This is a genomic window from Micromonospora sp. BL1, assembly GCF_003667485.1.
Classification (GTDB): Bacteria; Actinomycetota; Actinomycetes; order Mycobacteriales; family Micromonosporaceae; genus Micromonospora; species Micromonospora tulbaghiae.
In genome coordinates this window covers 1-15,355 of record NZ_RCVK01000175.1, presented here as the reverse complement: position 1 = coordinate 15,355, position 15,355 = coordinate 1, and the positions used below count along the sequence as shown (strand labels likewise).

Annotated in this window: 14 protein-coding genes and 1 pseudogene; 10 read left to right on the top strand and 5 right to left on the bottom strand. The window is 73.0% G+C overall.

Annotated features, from left to right (window positions below; translation table 11 throughout):
- From yut to EAD96_RS07085, 5 genes are all read left to right on the top strand, one after another.
- Nucleotides 1-1,071, top strand: a complete 1,071-nt coding sequence (yut, locus tag EAD96_RS07105; RefSeq protein ID WP_120568791.1) for an urea transporter — start codon at nt 1-3, stop codon at nt 1,069-1,071.
- Nucleotides 1,049-2,689, top strand: a complete 1,641-nt coding sequence (locus EAD96_RS07100) for an ammonium transporter (protein WP_121683678.1) — start codon at nt 1,049-1,051, stop codon at nt 2,687-2,689. The genes yut and EAD96_RS07100 overlap by 23 nt, the downstream gene beginning before the upstream one ends.
- A 54-nt stretch (nt 2,690-2,743) precedes the next feature.
- Nucleotides 2,744-3,094 (top strand): DUF2203 domain-containing protein, encoded by a 351-nt coding sequence (locus tag EAD96_RS07095; protein ID WP_036342567.1) that lies wholly within the window; start codon nt 2,744-2,746, stop codon nt 3,092-3,094.
- Nucleotides 3,095-3,102: 8 nt separating this feature from the next.
- On the top strand, nt 3,103-3,621 hold the full coding sequence (locus EAD96_RS07090) for a GNAT family N-acetyltransferase (protein WP_121683687.1): 519 nt from the start codon (nt 3,103-3,105) through the stop codon (nt 3,619-3,621).
- A gap of 106 nt (nt 3,622-3,727) precedes the next feature.
- A complete protein-coding gene (locus tag EAD96_RS07085) occupies nt 3,728-4,531 on the top strand; it encodes an SGNH/GDSL hydrolase family protein (RefSeq protein WP_120568793.1) in 804 nt (267 codons plus the stop codon).
- A 72-nt stretch (nt 4,532-4,603) separates the two neighbouring features.
- Here the strand turns inward: EAD96_RS07085 and EAD96_RS07080 are convergent, their stop codons facing one another.
- Complete coding sequence (locus tag EAD96_RS07080; protein WP_121683677.1) at nt 4,604-5,092, bottom strand: glutathione peroxidase; 489 nt, start codon at nt 5,090-5,092, stop codon at nt 4,604-4,606.
- A gap of 142 nt (nt 5,093-5,234) precedes the next feature.
- On the opposite strand from EAD96_RS07080, the gene EAD96_RS07075 reads away from it, so the two are divergent.
- The 4 genes from EAD96_RS07075 (at nt 5,235) to EAD96_RS07060 (ending at nt 10,055) form a co-directional block, all read left to right on the top strand.
- Nucleotides 5,235-6,869: a glycosyl hydrolase family 18 protein gene (locus tag EAD96_RS07075; RefSeq protein WP_121683676.1), complete on the top strand. Its 1,635-nt coding sequence runs from the start codon at nt 5,235-5,237 to the stop codon at nt 6,867-6,869.
- Nucleotides 6,870-7,042: 173 nt separating this feature from the next.
- Nucleotides 7,043-7,570: a hypothetical protein gene (locus tag EAD96_RS07070; RefSeq protein WP_121683675.1), complete on the top strand. Its 528-nt coding sequence runs from the start codon at nt 7,043-7,045 to the stop codon at nt 7,568-7,570.
- Nucleotides 7,571-7,627: 57 nt separating this feature from the next.
- Nucleotides 7,628-9,034 carry a class II 3-deoxy-7-phosphoheptulonate synthase gene (locus tag EAD96_RS07065; RefSeq protein WP_013475760.1) on the top strand — a complete coding sequence of 469 codons (1,407 nt, stop codon included), beginning with the start codon at nt 7,628-7,630 and terminating at the stop codon, nt 9,032-9,034.
- Complete coding sequence (locus EAD96_RS07060; protein ID WP_121683674.1) at nt 9,027-10,055, top strand: low specificity L-threonine aldolase; 1,029 nt, start codon at nt 9,027-9,029, stop codon at nt 10,053-10,055. The genes EAD96_RS07065 and EAD96_RS07060 overlap by 8 nt, the downstream gene beginning before the upstream one ends.
- A 107-nt stretch (nt 10,056-10,162) precedes the next feature.
- Here the strand turns inward: EAD96_RS07060 and EAD96_RS07055 are convergent, their stop codons facing one another.
- Together EAD96_RS07055 and pknB are read right to left on the bottom strand one after the other, a co-directional pair.
- Nucleotides 10,163-11,032: a deoxyribonuclease IV gene (locus tag EAD96_RS07055; protein WP_199733085.1), complete on the bottom strand. Its 870-nt coding sequence runs from the start codon at nt 11,030-11,032 to the stop codon at nt 10,163-10,165.
- Entirely contained in the window at nt 11,029-13,014 is a 1,986-nt protein-coding gene (gene pknB / locus EAD96_RS07050) for a Stk1 family PASTA domain-containing Ser/Thr kinase (protein WP_121683672.1), read from the bottom strand. The genes EAD96_RS07055 and pknB overlap by 4 nt, the downstream gene beginning before the upstream one ends.
- A 142-nt stretch (nt 13,015-13,156) precedes the next feature.
- Between pknB and EAD96_RS07045 the strand changes: the two genes are divergently transcribed.
- A complete protein-coding gene (locus EAD96_RS07045; protein WP_120568800.1) occupies nt 13,157-13,537 on the top strand; it encodes an Rv2175c family DNA-binding protein in 381 nt (126 codons plus the stop codon).
- Nucleotides 13,538-13,641: 104 nt separating this feature from the next.
- Here EAD96_RS07045 and EAD96_RS07040 read toward each other — a convergent pair whose 3' ends face one another.
- On the bottom strand, nt 13,642-14,724 hold the full coding sequence (locus EAD96_RS07040) for a polyprenyl synthetase family protein (protein WP_121683671.1): 1,083 nt from the start codon (nt 14,722-14,724) through the stop codon (nt 13,642-13,644).
- 63 nt (nt 14,725-14,787) lie between these two features.
- Nucleotides 14,788-15,355: pseudogene (locus EAD96_RS07035) on the bottom strand (transcriptional regulator); the annotation flags it as partial.

Sequence of the window (15,355 nt, the reverse complement as noted above, 5' to 3'; positions counted from 1 at the left end):
ATGGCCGACATCGGACGTGGCTGGCGCCACCTGGCCGACCGGAACCCGGCGGCCGGGTTCGTCGACGCCTGCCTGCGCGGCGCCGCCCAGGTGGTGCTCCAGAACAATCCGCTCAGCGGCCTGCTCATCCTGATCGCGCTCGCCTGGGGCGCGTTCGAGAACGGGACGCCCCGGGTGTTCGGCGGCGGCGTGCTCGGCCTGGTCGTGGGCACCGCGACCGCGCTGGCGCTGCGGGTCGACATGTCGAGCTGGCGCAAGGGCCTGTTCGGGTTCAGCCCGCTGCTGACCGGGCTCGCGGTGCCCACGTTCCTCGACCAGCGCCCGCTGATGTGGCTCTACCTCGTGCTCGGCGCGATCGGCACGGTGGTGGTCACGCTCGCCCTCAACGCCGTCTTCAAGCGCTGGAACCTGACCGCCTACACGTTCCCGTTCGTGCTCACGACATGGTTCCTGCTGATGGCGGCGTACCAGTTCGACAGGTTCACGGTGCTCACCAAGCTGACGCCGAAGTTCCCCGGTGAGGGATCGTCGGCCGGCGGCACGTTCGACTGGGGCCTCGTTCCGACGTTCTTCAAGGGCGTGTCCCAGGTCTACCTGATCGAGAGCTGGGTCACCGGCCTGCTCATCCTCGTCGCCCTGCTGATCAACTCCCGGTGGTCGGCGCTGTTCGCGGTGATCGGCGCCGTCGGCGCGACACTGCTGGCGCTCTGGTTCGGCGCCGACGGCGCATCGCTGGACAAGGGGCTGTTCGCCTTCAACGCGGTGCTGACCGCGATCGTGGTAGGCGCTGTCGCGCACCGCCCCGGCGCGCTGGTCACCGTCTACACGCTGTTCGGGATCGCGCTGACGCTGGTCGTGCAGATGGCGCTGACCACCATGCTCACGCCGCTGGGCATCCCCGTGCTGACCGGCCCGTTCAACATCGCCACCTGGCTGTTGCTGCTGCCCGACCGGCACTTCGCGCCGGTGCCCAACCACGAACGGGTCAAGGACAGCGTCCTGCACACCGTCCGCGACTCCGTCCACCTGCGAGAGAAGGAGGGAAACCGTGTCCGCTCCGAACGCGGGTGACACCGCCTGGGTGCTGGTCTGCGCCGGCCTCGTCCTGTTCATGACGCCGGGACTCGCCGCGTTCTACGGCGGCATGGTCCGCACCCGCAACGTCCTGGCGATGCTGCAACAGAACATGATCGCGCTCGGCGTGGTCAGCCTGACCTGGGTGCTCGTCGGCTACACCATCGCCTTCGGCGACGACGCCGGCAGCGGGCTGTTCGGCAACCTGGAACTGTTCGGGCTCACCGACCTGAAGGTGCCGCCCGCACCCAACCTGCACGTGGTCGACGGCCGGATCACCATCCCGACGCTGGCGTTCGTGCTGTTCCAGATGATGTTCGCGGTGATCACACCCGCGCTCGTCACCGGCGCCACAGCGGGCCGGCTGCGCTTCGGCGGCTGGGTGCTGTTCCTCGCGGTCTGGTCGATAGTGGTCTACGCGCCGATCGCGCACTGGCTCTGGCACCCCGGCGGATGGCTCGCGAAGTTCGGCACCCAGGACTGGGCCGGCGGACTGGTCGTGCACGCCAGCGCCGGCGCCGCCGTCCTCGCCGTGCTGCTCGTCGTCGGCCGCCGCCGGAACTGGCCGCACACCGCCGCGCCACCGAACTCGATCCCGCTGACCATCGTCGGCGCCGGCATCCTCTGGTTCGGCTGGTTCGGCTTCAACGGCGGCGACGGCCTCCAGGCCAACGGCCTGGCCGCGCAGGCCGTCCTCAACACGCACCTCGCCGCCGCCGCGGCGATGCTCGTCTGGCTGGCGCTGGAACGCGTCACCGACGGACACAGCACCGTCGTGGGCGCGGTCTCCGGCGCGGTCGCGGGCCTGGCCACTGTCACCCCGACCGCCGGGTACGTCAACGCGGCGTCGGCCGTCGCGATCGGCGCGCTGGCCGGCCTGGTCTGCCACTTCGCGCTGAAACTGAAGTACCTGCTGCGCCTCGACGACGCGCTCGACGTGCTCGCCGTGCATTTCGTCGGCGGCATGCTCGGCACGCTCCTGCTCGGCCTGTTCGGCAACCGCGGGGTCAACCCGCTCGGCGCCGACGGGCTGTTCCTCGGCGGCGGAGGCGGCCTGCTGTGGCGCCAGTTCGTCGGCGTGGTGAGCGTGGTCGCGTTCTCCTTCGTCCTCACCTGGCTGATCGCCGCCGGGGTGCAGGCGCTCATCGGCCTGCGCGTGCCGCCGGCCGACCAGGAACGCCTGGACCAGGCGCAGCAGGGCGCCGACGCGTACCACCTGGGCGGCGTGACCAGCCTGACCGCGCCGGGCGCGCCCCGGCGCCGTACCGCCGCGGCGCCGGCCGGCGAACCGTCCGTGCCGCCCGGCCAGCGGGTACGGGTGGTCACCGCGCTGCTGGAGCCGGACCCGGCCGCGAACAGCGCCGACCTGCGCGACGCGCTGCTGCGCGCGGGCGCGATCTCGGTCATCGTCAGCGACGCCGCCGTGGCGACGACGACACCGCAGGCGAGCCTGCTGCCGCGTGGCTACTGGCAGGACCAGCCACTGGCAGCCCGGTTGCGCGTCACCGTGCTGGTGGGCGCGGACGGGGTGGGGGCGGTGCTGGACGAGCTGGACCGGATGGGCGCACGCCGGAGCGACACGTTCGTGCAGGAGGCGGAACGCGTCCAATCCTGACAACGCCCCGGCGTCGCGCTCGGCCGTGCTCGCCCGGTGCCGCATACTGGCCCGGTGTTCACTCTCGCCCAGGCGCGACACCTGGTGGCCACGCTGCGGCCGCGCGTCGACGAGCTGATCCGGCTGCGGGCCGACCTGGCCGAGCTGCGGGTCGATCTGGCCGATCACGGCGTCAGCGCGCTCGGCGGGCTGGCCGAGGTGAAGGCGCTGGAGGCGCGCCTGCATCTCGTGGTGGACGAGTTCCACCAGCACGACATCGCGGTCAAGGGGATCGCCCCGGTGCTGCTCGACTTCCCCGGTGAGCGCGACGGCCGGGCGGTGCTCTGGTGCTGGCTGGAGGGGGACACCGACATCCGGTGGTACCACCGGGTCGAGTGCGGGTTCGCCGGCCGCCGTCCGGTCTGAGCCGGCCCGTGGGTGACGCGCGCCGGGCGGTGCCGTCCGACGCCGACGAGCTGGTGCGGCTGCGCGGGCTGATGCTCGCCGGCATGAGCGGGGTGCCGACGCCGCCGGGCCGCTGGCAGGACGTCGCCCGGGACAATCTGCGCACCTGGCTGGCCGAACCGGATCCCTGGCTCGCCGCCTTCGTGGTCGACGCGCCGGACGGCGCGTCGCTGGCGGCCTGCGCGGTGGGCACTGTGGAACGGCGGCTCGGCGGGCCGGACGACCCGAGCGGCCTGGTCGGGTACGTCTTCAACGTCAGCACCGACCCGGCGTACCGGCGGCGCGGCCACAGCCGAGCCTGCCTGACCGCGCTGCTGGCCTGGTTCCGGGACCGGGGTGTGCGCCGGGTCGATCTGCGGGCCTCGGCGGCCGGTCGCCCGCTCTACCGTGCCCTGGGCTTCCGGGAGAACGCCGACCCGGCGATGCGCCTGACGTTCCCGGCGGAACAATCCTTCATCCCGGTCCGCGAAACCGGCAACGATTTGTAGGCGTAAGTCGCTATGCGCGCCCGACCGCAAATCGGTGATCTTCCATGCGCTGTGATCTTATTGATATCTATCTCTCACCACCACTTCACGCCCCCAGGAGTGCGACGTGCGGAGATCCCGTCTTGCCACCCTCGCCCTGACCCTGGCCGCCTCGGTCGGGGTCACCCTGTCTCTGGCCGCCCCCGCCCAGGCGGCCCCGTCCGACCGCTACGTCGCGCTCGGCGACTCGTACGCCTCCGGCGTCGGTGCCGACAGCTACACCTCCGAGAGCGGTAACTGTCTACGCAGCACCAACGCCTACCCGGCGCTCTACAACACCAACATCAAGCCCGCGTCGTACCGGTCGGTCGCCTGCTCCGGCGCCACCACCACGGACGTCATCAACAGCCAGCTCTCCGCGCTCTCCTCGACCACCACGCTGGTCAGCGTCACGGTGGGCGGCAACGACGTCGGCTTCGCCAACATCATGAGCACCTGCGTGCTCCAGGGGGAGACCCAGTGCGTGGCGGCCGTGCAGTCCGCCATGAACGTGGCCCGCACCTCGATGCCGGGCCGGCTCGCCAACGTCTACAACGGCATCAAGAGCCGGGCGCCCTCGGCCCGCGTCGTGGTGGTCGGCTACCCGGTCTTCTACCAGCTCGGCACCACCTGCGTCGGCCTCAGCGCGACGTCCCGGGCGAAGATCAACGAGGGCATCAACCTGCTCGACGACATCACCCGCACGGCCGCCGTCTCGGCCGGCTTCACCTTCGCCGACGTGCGCTCCATCTTCGTCGGCCACCAGCTGTGCAGCTACGGGACGAAGTGGCTGCACGCGCTCAACGTGCTGAGCCTGAGCAAGTCGTACCACCCGACGGCGGCCGGGCAGTCCGGCGGCTACTACCCGGTCTTCCGGGCCGCCGCCGGCTGACCCGGCCCACGGCAGCGGCACGCCTCCCATGGGGGCGTGCCGCTTCGCCGTGCCCGGCGGCGGGTGCGTCCGTCAGGCCGGGAGGACCTTCTCGATCGCCGCGCGCAGCTCGGGGTCCTCGGGCGTGACCTGCGGGCCGAATCGCGCGGCCGGCGTGCCGTCCGGCGCGACGAGGAACTTCTCGAAGTTCCAGCGCACGTCGCCGGTGTGTCCCTCGGCGTCCGGCGTGGACACCAGCTCCGCGTAGAGCGGGTGCCGGTCCGGCCCGTTGACGTCGACCTTCTCCGTCAGCGGGAACGTCACGCCGTAGTTGACCTGGCAGAACTCCTCGATCTCGGCGGCGCTGCCCGGCTCCTGGCCGGCGAACTGGTTGCACGGCACCCCGAGCACCGTCAGCCCGCGTCCGGCGTACGTGTCGGCGAGTTCCTGGAGGCCCGCGTACTGCGGGGTGAGGCCGCAGCGGGAGGCCACATTGACCACGAGCAGGGCGCGGCCGCGGTAGCGGCCGAGGTCGGCCGGGCCGCCGGTGAGGGCGTCGATCTGGACGTCGAAAACGGTCATGGGACGAGGCTACGGCCCTCGTGCCCACCGTCCCGCGTCACCCGTGAAATCGATGCATCTACATCTTGACGAAGTGGTGACGCCGTGAGTAGCGTCTCAGCAATCAATTTGGAAAGTTTCCTAACTATTGGAGGGACGCCGTATGAAGAGATCGCTCCGCCGGGCCCTGTGGGCCACCGGCGCCGTGGTCGCGCTCGCGGTCGCCGCGGTGCCCATGACCACCGCGTCGGCCGCCGGCAGCGTCACCGCCACGTTCGCCAAGGTGCAGGACTGGGGCACCGGCCACGAGGGGCGGGTGACAGTCACCAACGGCACCAGTTCCACCGTCAACGGCTGGCGCATCGAGTTCACGCTGCCCTCCGGCACCTCGATCAGCAGCTCCTGGGACGCCGACATCACCCGCAGCGGTGACCGCTACGTGGCGGTCAACAAGAGCTGGGCCGCGACGCTCGCCCCCGGCGCCAGCTTCAGCTGGGGCTACAACGGCACCGGCGCGTACAAGGCGCCGGTGAGCTGCACGATCAACGGCGGCTCCTGCACCGGTGGCGGCACGCCGACGACCACCGCGCCGACCACGGCGCCGCCCACCACGGCGCCGCCCACCACGGCGCCGCCGACGACCGCTCCGCCGACCACGCAGCCGCCCACCACGCCGCCGCCCGGTGGCAAGAAGATCGTCGGCTACTTCGCCGAGTGGGGCGTCTACGCCCGCAACTACCACGTCAAGAACATCCACACGAGCGGCTCGGCCGCGAAGCTGACCCACATCCTGTACGCCTTCGGCAACACCACGGGCGGCCGGTGCAGCATCGGGGACAGCTACGCCGACTACGAGAAGGCGTACACCGCGGCGGACAGCGTCGACGGCGTCGCCGACACCTGGGACCAGCCGCTGCGCGGCAGCTTCAACCAGCTGCGCAAGCTCAAGAAGATGTACCCGAACCTGAAGGTGCTCTGGTCCTTCGGCGGCTGGACCTGGTCCGGCGGCTTCACCCAGGCCGCGCAGAACCCGGCCGCGTTCGCCGACTCCTGCTACTCCCTGGTCAAGGACCCGCGCTGGGCGGACGTCTTCGACGGCATCGACATCGACTGGGAGTACCCGAACGCCTGCGGCCTCCAGTGCGACAGCAGCGGCCCGAACGCGTTCAAGAACGTGATCTCGGCGCTGCGGGGCAAGTTCGGCTCCAGCTTCCTGGTCACCGCGGCGATCACCGCCGACGGCAGCAACGGCGGCAAGATCGACGCCACCGACTACGCCGGCGCCGCGAACAACCTCAACTGGCTGATGCCGATGACGTACGACTACTTCGGCGCCTTCAACGCCCAGGGACCGACCGCGCCGCACTCGCCGCTCTACTCCTACGCGGGCATCCCGCAGCAGGGCTTCTGGTCGGACGCGGCGATCCAGAAACTCAAGTCCAAGGGCGTACCGTCCAGCAAGCTGCTGCTCGGCGTCGGGTTCTACGGACGCGGCTGGACCGGCGTGACCCAGGCCGCACCCGGCGGCAGCGCCACCGGCGCGGCCCCGGGCACCTACGAGGCGGGCATCGAGGACTACAAGGTGCTCAAGAACAGCTGCCCGGCCACCGGCACCGTCGCCGGCACGGCGTACGCCAAGTGCGGCAGCAACTGGTGGAGCTACGACACCCCGTCGACCATCGGCGGGAAGATGAGCTACGCCAACAGCCAGGGCCTCGGTGGCGCGTTCTTCTGGGAGCTCTCCGGTGACACCAGCAACGGTGAGCTGATCGGCGCCATCAAGGGCGGTCTCGGCTGAGCCGAGGGCCGACGCACCACCCACCCGGCGGGGAGGGGCCGCACCGGCCCCTCCCCGCCCGCGTGCCGTCCTGGCCGAGCGCGCCGATCCGGGTCAGGATGGGGAGTCACCCGGCCGCCCGGGCCGGATGTGGCACACTCGCCGCTCGACGAGTCCACGCGACGGGAGGACAGATGGGTCGCAGCCACCGGGGCCGGTTCACCGGGCTCGCCCTCCTCGCGCTCCTGCCGGCGGCCCTGGCCGCCTGCGGCTCGGGCGGCCAGGGCGGCGACACCCCGCCCAGCGGGAAGGCGCCGGCCGAGGAGGCGGCGGTCAAGAGCCGGGAACGCGTGCAGGCGTACCTGGACGCGCTGACCGCCCGCGACGCCGCCGCCGGCCGCAGCCAGCTCTGCGCGCCCATGCACGCCGCCTTCGACTCCGCCGCCACCGGCCCGAACGGCGACTTCGCCGACCACTTCACGGTGCCCGAGGCGACGATCACCGAGGTCCGCTCCGGCCCGAACGGCCAGGAGGTCAGCGCCTCGATCACGGTTGCCGCCGGCTCGCGTAAGGCCGCCCGGTCGCTGCTGTTCACCGTCACCCGCAACGGCGCGGACTGGTGCATCTCCGGCGAGGCGCCCGGCGAGCGCGCGGTCGAGCCGACCGCCGACCCGGCGGGGCCGCCGCCGGCGACGGCGCCCTCACCAGTGTCCTCCCAGTGACCGGAACCATCCCCCTCGGCGGTGAGTGATCACGACGGTCGCCGTACGCTTTCCTTCATGCGCCATGAGTGGCATCAGCTGAGTCACCCCGCCGTGGGTAGCCCTGGTCTGCAGACCAGCCGACCGACCGCCGACTCCGCCGAGGACGCGGCCCTCGGCCTCGACCGCTGGCGGGAGCTGCCGCGCGCGCAGACCCCGCCCTGGGACGACCCGGCCCAGGTCGCCGAGGTCTGCCGGGTGCTGGACACGGTGCCCTCCGTGGTCGCGCCCTACGAGGTCGACCAGTTGCGGCAGCGGCTCGCGCTGGTCTGCGAGGGCAAGGCGTTCCTGCTCCAGGGCGGCGACTGCGCGGAGACCTTCGCCGACAACACCGAGAGCCACCTGCTCGCCAACGCCCGCACGCTGCTCCAGATGGCCATCGTGCTCACCTACGGCGCGTCGCTGCCGGTGGTCAAGGTCGCCCGGGTCGCCGGCCAGTACACCAAGCCCCGGTCCCTGCCGACCGACGCCCGCGGCCTGCCCGCCTACCGCGGCGACATGATCAACTCCCTGGAGGCCACGCCGGAGGCGCGGGTCGCCGACCCGCAGCGCATGATCCGGGCGTACGCCAACTCGGCCGCCGCGATGAACATGCTCCGGGCGTACCTGGCCGGCGGGCTGGCCGACCTGCACGCCGTGCACGACTGGAACAAGGACTTCGTCCGGCGGTCCCCGGCCGGCGAGCGCTACGACGCGATCGCCCGCGAGATCGACCGGGCGCTGGCCTTCATCCGGGCCTGCGGGATGACCGACGACGAGGCGCTGCGCACCGTCACGCTGCACTGCTCGCACGAGGCGCTCGCGCTGGAGTACGACCGGGCGCTGACCCGGATCTCCAACGGCAAGGCGTACGGCCTGTCCGGGCACTTCCTCTGGATCGGCGAGCGGACCCGGCAGATCGACGGCGCGCACATCGACTTCATCTCCCGCATCGCCAACCCGATCGGCGTCAAGCTCGGCCCGACGACCACCCCGGACGAGGCGATCGAGCTCTGCGAGAAGCTCAACCCGGACAACATCCCCGGCCGGCTCACGCTGATCAGCCGGATGGGCAACCACCGGGTCCGGGACGCGCTGCCGCCGATCGTCGCCAAGGTCACCGCCGCCGGCGCCAAGGTCGTCTGGCAGTGCGACCCGATGCACGGCAACACGCACGAGTCCTCCAACGGCTACAAGACCCGGCACTTCGACCGGATCGTCGACGAGGTGCTCGGCTACTTCGAGGTGCACCGGGGTCTGGACACCCACCCGGGTGGCCTGCACGTCGAGCTGACCGGCGAGGACGTCACCGAGTGCCTCGGCGGCGCCCAGGGCATCGAGGACCTCGACCTGCCCGACCGGTACGAGACGGCCTGCGACCCCCGGCTGAACACCCAGCAGTCGCTGGAGTTGGCGTTCCTGGTGGCGGAGATGCTCCGTGGGTGAGGTCATCGATCTGCGGACGGACACCGTGACCCGGCCGACGCCGCGGATGCGGGAGGCGATGGCCGCCGCCGAGGTGGGCGACGACGTCTACGGCGAGGACCCGACGGTCACCGCGCTGGAGACCGAGGTGGCCGCGCTGTTCGGCCACGAGGCGGCGCTGTTCGCCCCGAGCGGCTCGATGGCCAACCAGATCGCGCTCCAGTTGCACGTACCGCCCGGCGACGAGTTGCTCTGCGACGCCGACGCGCACGTGGTCACGTACGAGGTCGGCGCCGCCGCCGCGTACGGGGGGATCTCCTCGCGGACCTGGCCCGCGGTGGGCGCGGAGCTGGACCCCGACGTGGTCGCCGGGATGATCCGGCCGGACGGCTACTTCGCGGTGCCCACGCGGGCGATCGCCGTGGAGCAGACCCACAACCGGGGCGGCGGTGGGGTGATCCCGCTGCCGACGCTGCGCCGGATGCGTGCGGTCGCCGACGAGCACGGGGTGGCCCTGCACTGCGACGGCGCGCGGATCTGGCACGCGCACGTGGCCGACGGGGTGCCGCTGGCCGGGTACGGCGTGCTGTTCGACACGCTCTCGGTCTGCCTCTCCAAGGGCCTCGGCGCGCCGGTCGGCTCGCTGATCGTGGGCAGCGCGGAGAAGATCGCCCGGGCGCGGTTCCTGCGCAAGCGGATGGGCGGCGGCATGCGGCAGGTCGGCATCCTCGCCGCCGCGGGCCGGTACGCGCTGGCGCACCACGTCGAGCGGCTGGCCGACGACCACGTCAAGGCGGCCCGGCTGGCCGAGGCGGTCGCCCCGCACGGGGTGCTCGCGTCGGTGGTGCGGACCAACATCGTGCCGCTGGACCTGACCAAGCACCCGCTGGACGCGCACACGCTGGCGGCGGCCGCGCGGGCGGAGGGGCTGCTGATCTCGGTGCTCGGCCCGCGTACCGCCCGGCTGGTCACCCACCTGGACGTCACCGACGCGCAGATCGACCGCGCCGCCACCATCCTGAACACCGCCCTGCGCGCCTGACCCACTCCGGGTCTGGGGTGATCAAGGAGTTCGTGTCCGAATCCGCGCCGGAGCGGGACACGAACTCCTTGATCACCGGAGTGATGCGGGGAGGGGAGCGAACCCCGTCAAGGGTGGAGGCGTTTGAGGGTGGCGATGTCGGCGGCGTGGCCGATGTGCTTCTCCGTGGGGGTCTCCACCAGCACGGGCACGCCGGCGGTCGCCGGATGCCGCATCAGCTCGGCGAACGCCGGCTCGCCGATGGTGCCCTTGCCGATGTTCTCGTGCCGGTCGCGGGTGGAGCCGCACAGGTCCTTCGAGTCGTTCGCGTGCACCAGCCGCAGCCGGTCCGCGCCCACAGTGGCGACCAGCGTGTCGAGGGTGGCGGTCATGCCGCCCTCGGCGGCCAGGTCGTGACCGGCCGCCCAGGCGTGACAGGTGTCGAAGCAGACCCCGAGCATCGGGTGCCGGTCGACCGCGTCCAGGTAGGGGCCGAGGTGCTCGACCCGGGACGCCAGTGACCGCCCGCCGCCGGCGCTCGGCTCGACCAGCAGCATCGGCCCGCCGGTGGCCGCGATCTCGTCGAGCAGCGGGAGCAGCGCCTCCCGGACCTGCCGCAGGGCCGGCTCGTCGTGACCGGCGTCGACCGAGCTGCCGGCGTGGAACACCACGCCCTCGGCGCCGATCGCCCGGCCCCGCCGCAGCGCGTGGGCCAGCGTCTCCGTCGACCGGGTCACCGTCGCCGGGGTGGGGGAGCCCAGGTTGACCAGCAGCGACGCGTGGATGAACACGGGCAGCCCGCGCTCGCCGCAGCCGTCGCGGAACAACGTGTCCTGCGCCGGGTCACCGGCCGGCAGCGCCCAGCCGCGCGAGTTCGAGACGTAGACCTGCACCACCTCGGACTCGGCCGCGTCCGCGTACGGCAGGGCCGCCCGGGCCAGGCCGCCGGAGGTGGGGGTGTGCGACCCCACCCGCCGGCGCCCGTCACACGCGTTCACAGGCACGTCACCGTGACCGTCGTACCCGGCGGCACAGGCGTGTTCTCGGCCGGGTTCTGCAGCCGCGCGATGCCGTTCGGGTTGAGCTGGACGTTGACCGGGAAGCCCTGGCTCTCCAGCGTCTGCTTGGCCTGCTGGCAGGGCATGTCGATCACCCGGGGGACGGCCACCTGCGGCGGGCCCTTGCTGATCTCCAGCTTGACCTGGGCGCCCTTCTCCACGCCGGTGCCGTCGGCCGGGCTCTGGCCGAGGATCTCGTCCTTCGGCTTGTCGGAGTCCTTGACGTTCTCCACCGGCTTCAGCCCGAGCTGCGCGAGGATGGTGCGCGCCTCGGTGAGGCTCTTGCCGACCAGGTTGGGCACCGTCACCGGGGCGCGGCCCTTGCTGAGGATCACCGTCACCTTCGCCCCGGGCTTGACCACTGTGCCCACCTTCGGGTCGGTGGCCAGCACCACACCCGCGGGCAGCGTGTCGTCGTACCGGGAGGAGCCCTTGGCCACGACCAGGTTGGCGCCCTCCAGCTCGGCCTGGGCCAGCGCGTAGTCCTTGCCCACCACGTCCGGCACCGGCAGCCGCTCCGGACCGAGCGACAGGGTCAGCGTGATCGTGCCGCCCTTGACGATCCGCGCGGCCGAGCCGGGCGACTGCCCGAGCACCGTGTCCTTCGGGACCTGCTCGTCGTGGCGCGGGGTGGCGTACTTCAGCGTGAAGCCGCCACGCTGGGCCTGCGCCTCCGCGTCGGCCTTGGTCAGGCTCACCATCTGCGGCGCGACCGTGTAGCGGCCCACGCCGAACCACCAGCCACCCACCGCGGCGACCAGGCCGAGCACCACGACCGCCGCGGCGACGGCCAGCCGGCCGCGCGGCGAGCCCATGATCCGGGTACGCAGGGCGGCGAACCCGGTCCCCGGGACGTCCTCCTCGACGGCGCGGCGCCGGTGCGGGCGCTGTGCGGCGCCGCCCTCGGGCAGCCGCGCCCACGCCGGGCGCTCGACCGGCTGGAGCGCGGCCACCATCTGGGTCGGCTGGCTCAGGACCGCGGTGTCGTCACTGAGCTGCGGCAGCACGGTGGTGTGCGCGTGCGGGTCGCCCAGCTGGTCGCGGACCGCCTGCACCTCGCTCAGCAGCGCCGCGGCGTCGGCCGGGCGGCCGGCCGGATCGCGTCGGGTGGCCCGCGCGACGAGCGCGTCGAGAGCCGGCGGCAGCGTCGGCACCAGCGTCGACGGCGCCGGTACGTCCCGGTCGACGTGCTGCCACGCGACCTCCACCGGACGGTCGCCGTCGTAGGGCACCCGGCCGGTGAGCATCTCGAACAGCACGATGCCGGCCGAGTAGACGTCGGTGCGCGGGTCCGCGTGGCCCTGGGTGACCAGCTCCGGCGCCACGTACGCCACCGTCGCCATGAGCTGGTTGCCGTTCTCGTCCTCGGCGCTGGCCTCGACGGCCCGGGCCAGCCCGAAGTCGGCCACCTTGACCACGCTGTCGACCAGGTTGCGGCTGCCGCCGGTGGGCACCTCGGCGACCAGCACGTTCTCCGGCTTGACGTCGCGGTGCACCAGGCCGGCCCGGTGCGCGGCGGCGAGCGCGGCGAGCATCTGCTCGGTGATCGCGAGCGCCTCGTCCGGGTTGAGCCGGCGGCGCTCGGCGAGCACGTCGCGCAGCGTGCGGCCGCGGACGTACTCCATCACCAGGTACGGCAGGCCCGCGTGGATGCCCTGGTCGTAGACCGCCACCACGTTCGGGTGGGTGAGCCGGGCGATGGTCTTGGCCTCGTCGGTGAAGCGTTCGACGAAGCCGGCCATCCGGGCCTTGGCCTGCGGCGCCTGGGTCGGGTGAATGATCTTGACCGCCACGGTGCGCTCCAGGCGCTCGTCGGTGGCGGTGTACACGGTCGCCATGCCGCCTCGGGCGACGCGCCCGCGAATGCGGTAGCGCCCCTCGATCAGCGAGCCCAGCAACGTGTCGGCGACCTGTGTGTCCATCGGCAGGCAGTCTATGTGTCGGAAGGATGAAGGTAGAACAGGATGCTACCGCCGGGTTGCGACACGGGGGGACCGCCGCGCTCCCGGCGGTGGTGCGGGGTGCCGTGCACCGGGCCCGGCGGGCACGTGGCAGGGTGGTCGGGTGACCGATTCCGTACCCGCCGAGACCGGCCCCGACCTGGCCGGACCGGCCGACCCGGCCGGCTGGCTGACGCTGCCCGACGTGGCCGAGCGCCTGGACCTGTCGATCAGCAAGGTGCACCAGATGATCCGCGACCGTGAGCTGATCGCGGTGCGCCGCGACGGCGTCCGCCGGATCCCGGCCGACCTGGTGGCCAACAGCACCGTGCTCAAGCACCTGCCCGGCGTGCTCAACCTGCTCGCCGACGCCGGTTATGACGACGAGGAGGCGCTGCGCTGGCTCTACCGGGAGGACCCCAGTCTTCCCGGCACCCCCGCCGTGGCCCTCGGCGGCGACCTGGCCCGAGAGGTCAAACGCCGAGCCCAGGCCGTCGCCTTCTAACCCACCCCGTCGCCAACCCCGTCGATCATGAAGTTGGCGGCACGATCGGAGATCGACTTCGCCGCCAACTTCATGATCGACGCCCGCAAGGGGGCGAGGGGCGGTCAGGCGGGGCGGCGGGTGGCGGCTATGGCCAGGTCGACCAGGGCCTGACGGGCCTCGGTGTCCAGGTCGACAGCGGTGAGCGCGGCCAGGGCGCTCTCGGTGAGCGCGGCGATGTGCCGCTCGGCCCGATCCAGCGCGCCGCTGCTGGTGATCAGCTCGCGCAGCCGATCCACCCCGGCCGCGTCCAGGTCCGGTACGCCGAGCCCGGCCAGCAGCGCCTCCCGGCCGGCCGGGTCGAGCGTCTCCAGGGCGGCCGCCACCAGGTACGTCCGCTTGCCCTCGCGCAGGTCGTCGCCGGCCGGCTTGCCGGTGCGCTCCGGGTCGCCGAACACCCCCAGCACGTCGTCGCGGAGCTGGAACGCCTCACCCAGCGGCAGCCCGTACGCCGAGTACGCGGCGTGCACCTCCGGCGGCGCGCCGGCCAGCGCGGCGCCGAGCAGCAGCGGGCGCTCGACCGTGTACTTCGCCGACTTGTACCGGGCCACCTTGGCCGCCCGGTCCAGCGAGGTGTCCCCGGTGGCCTGGGTCAGCACGTCCAGGTACTGCCCGACTGTCACCTCGGTGCGCATCTCGTCGAAGACCGGCCGGGCCCGGGCCACTGTGGCCGGCGGCAGGCCGGAGGAGTGCAGCAGCTCGTCGGACCAGACCAGGCACAGGTCGCCCAGCAGGATCGCCGCGGCGTCGCCGAAGGAGTCCGCGTCGCCGCCCCAGCTCGCCGCGCGGTGCCGGGCGGCGAACCGCCTGTGCATCGCCGGCTCGCCGCGCCGGGTGTCCGACCGGTCCATCAGGTCGTCGTGGATCAGCGCGCTGGCCTGTACGAACTCCAGCGCGGCCAGGGTGGCGACGACCTGGTCGGAGTCGACCCCGCCGGCGCCCCGGTAACCCCAGTAGCCGAACGCCGGGCGCAGCCGCTTGCCGCCGCCCAGCACGAACGCCTCGATCGCCTCGGCGACGGGCAGCAGGCCGTCGTCGACGGCGGTCAGCCAGCCGCGCTGGCCGGCGAGGAACTCGGTCAGCGCCTTGTCGATCCGCTGGCGCAGGCCGGCGCGATCGACGGGGGATACGGGAGCAGCGTGGGTCACGCCACGACGCTAGCGGTTCGCACCCGCTCTCGTCGTGCCCGGCGTCCCGGCGTGCCTCGTGCGTCACCGGGACGGACGGTCGCGCAGGTGGCGCGGCACGCCGGACGGCAGGTACGGGCGGGCCGTGGTGAGCGCTCGCGCGTACCCCCGGGTGGCCGGGCCGGGCGGCGCGTGCGCCAGGCCGCGGCGGAACGCGGTGAGCTGGCCGACGGCCCGGTGGGAACCGGACCGGACCGCGTCGAGCAGCGCCTCGCCGGCCACCGCGCACGCCTCGGGCACCGCGCCCAGGCCCAGGTGAGCGCGGGCCAGCCAGCCGCCGTACACGGCGGACCGGCGCGGGCGGCCCCGCGCGCCCACCGCGGGCGTCAGCAGCGGCACGGCGGCGGCCGGACGGCCCAGCGCGACGAGCGTGCGCCCGGTCATCGCCGCCAGTTCGGCCGCGTCGAGCCAGTAGAGCCAGGGCGGCTCCCGGCCGGGCTCCGGCGTACCGGCCCGATCCGCCCCGGCCAGCGCCTGCCCGGCGGCGCGGGGACGCCCGGCGAGCGCGGCGGCGAGCGCCACCCGGTGCAGCAGCAGCGCCCGCAGGCCGGGTGAGGCGCCGGCGCGGCCGGCGGCGTACCCGATCCGGGCC

Bases quoted from the DNA above. Each gene is read 5' to 3' on its own strand.
- pknB (WP_121683672.1), bottom strand. From the start codon at position 13,014: ATGGACACACAGGTCGCCGACACGTTGCTGGGCTCGCTGATCGAGGGG.
- EAD96_RS07065 (WP_013475760.1), top strand. From the start codon at position 7,628: ATGCGCCATGAGTGGCATCAGCTGAGTCACCCCGCCGTGGGTAGCCCT.
- EAD96_RS07080 (WP_121683677.1), bottom strand. From the start codon at position 5,092: ATGACCGTTTTCGACGTCCAGATCGACGCCCTCACCGGCGGCCCGGCC.
- EAD96_RS07070 (WP_121683675.1), top strand. From the start codon at position 7,043: ATGGGTCGCAGCCACCGGGGCCGGTTCACCGGGCTCGCCCTCCTCGCG.
- yut (WP_120568791.1), top strand. From the start codon at position 1: ATGGCCGACATCGGACGTGGCTGGCGCCACCTGGCCGACCGGAACCCG.
- EAD96_RS07075 (WP_121683676.1), top strand. From the start codon at position 5,235: ATGAAGAGATCGCTCCGCCGGGCCCTGTGGGCCACCGGCGCCGTGGTC.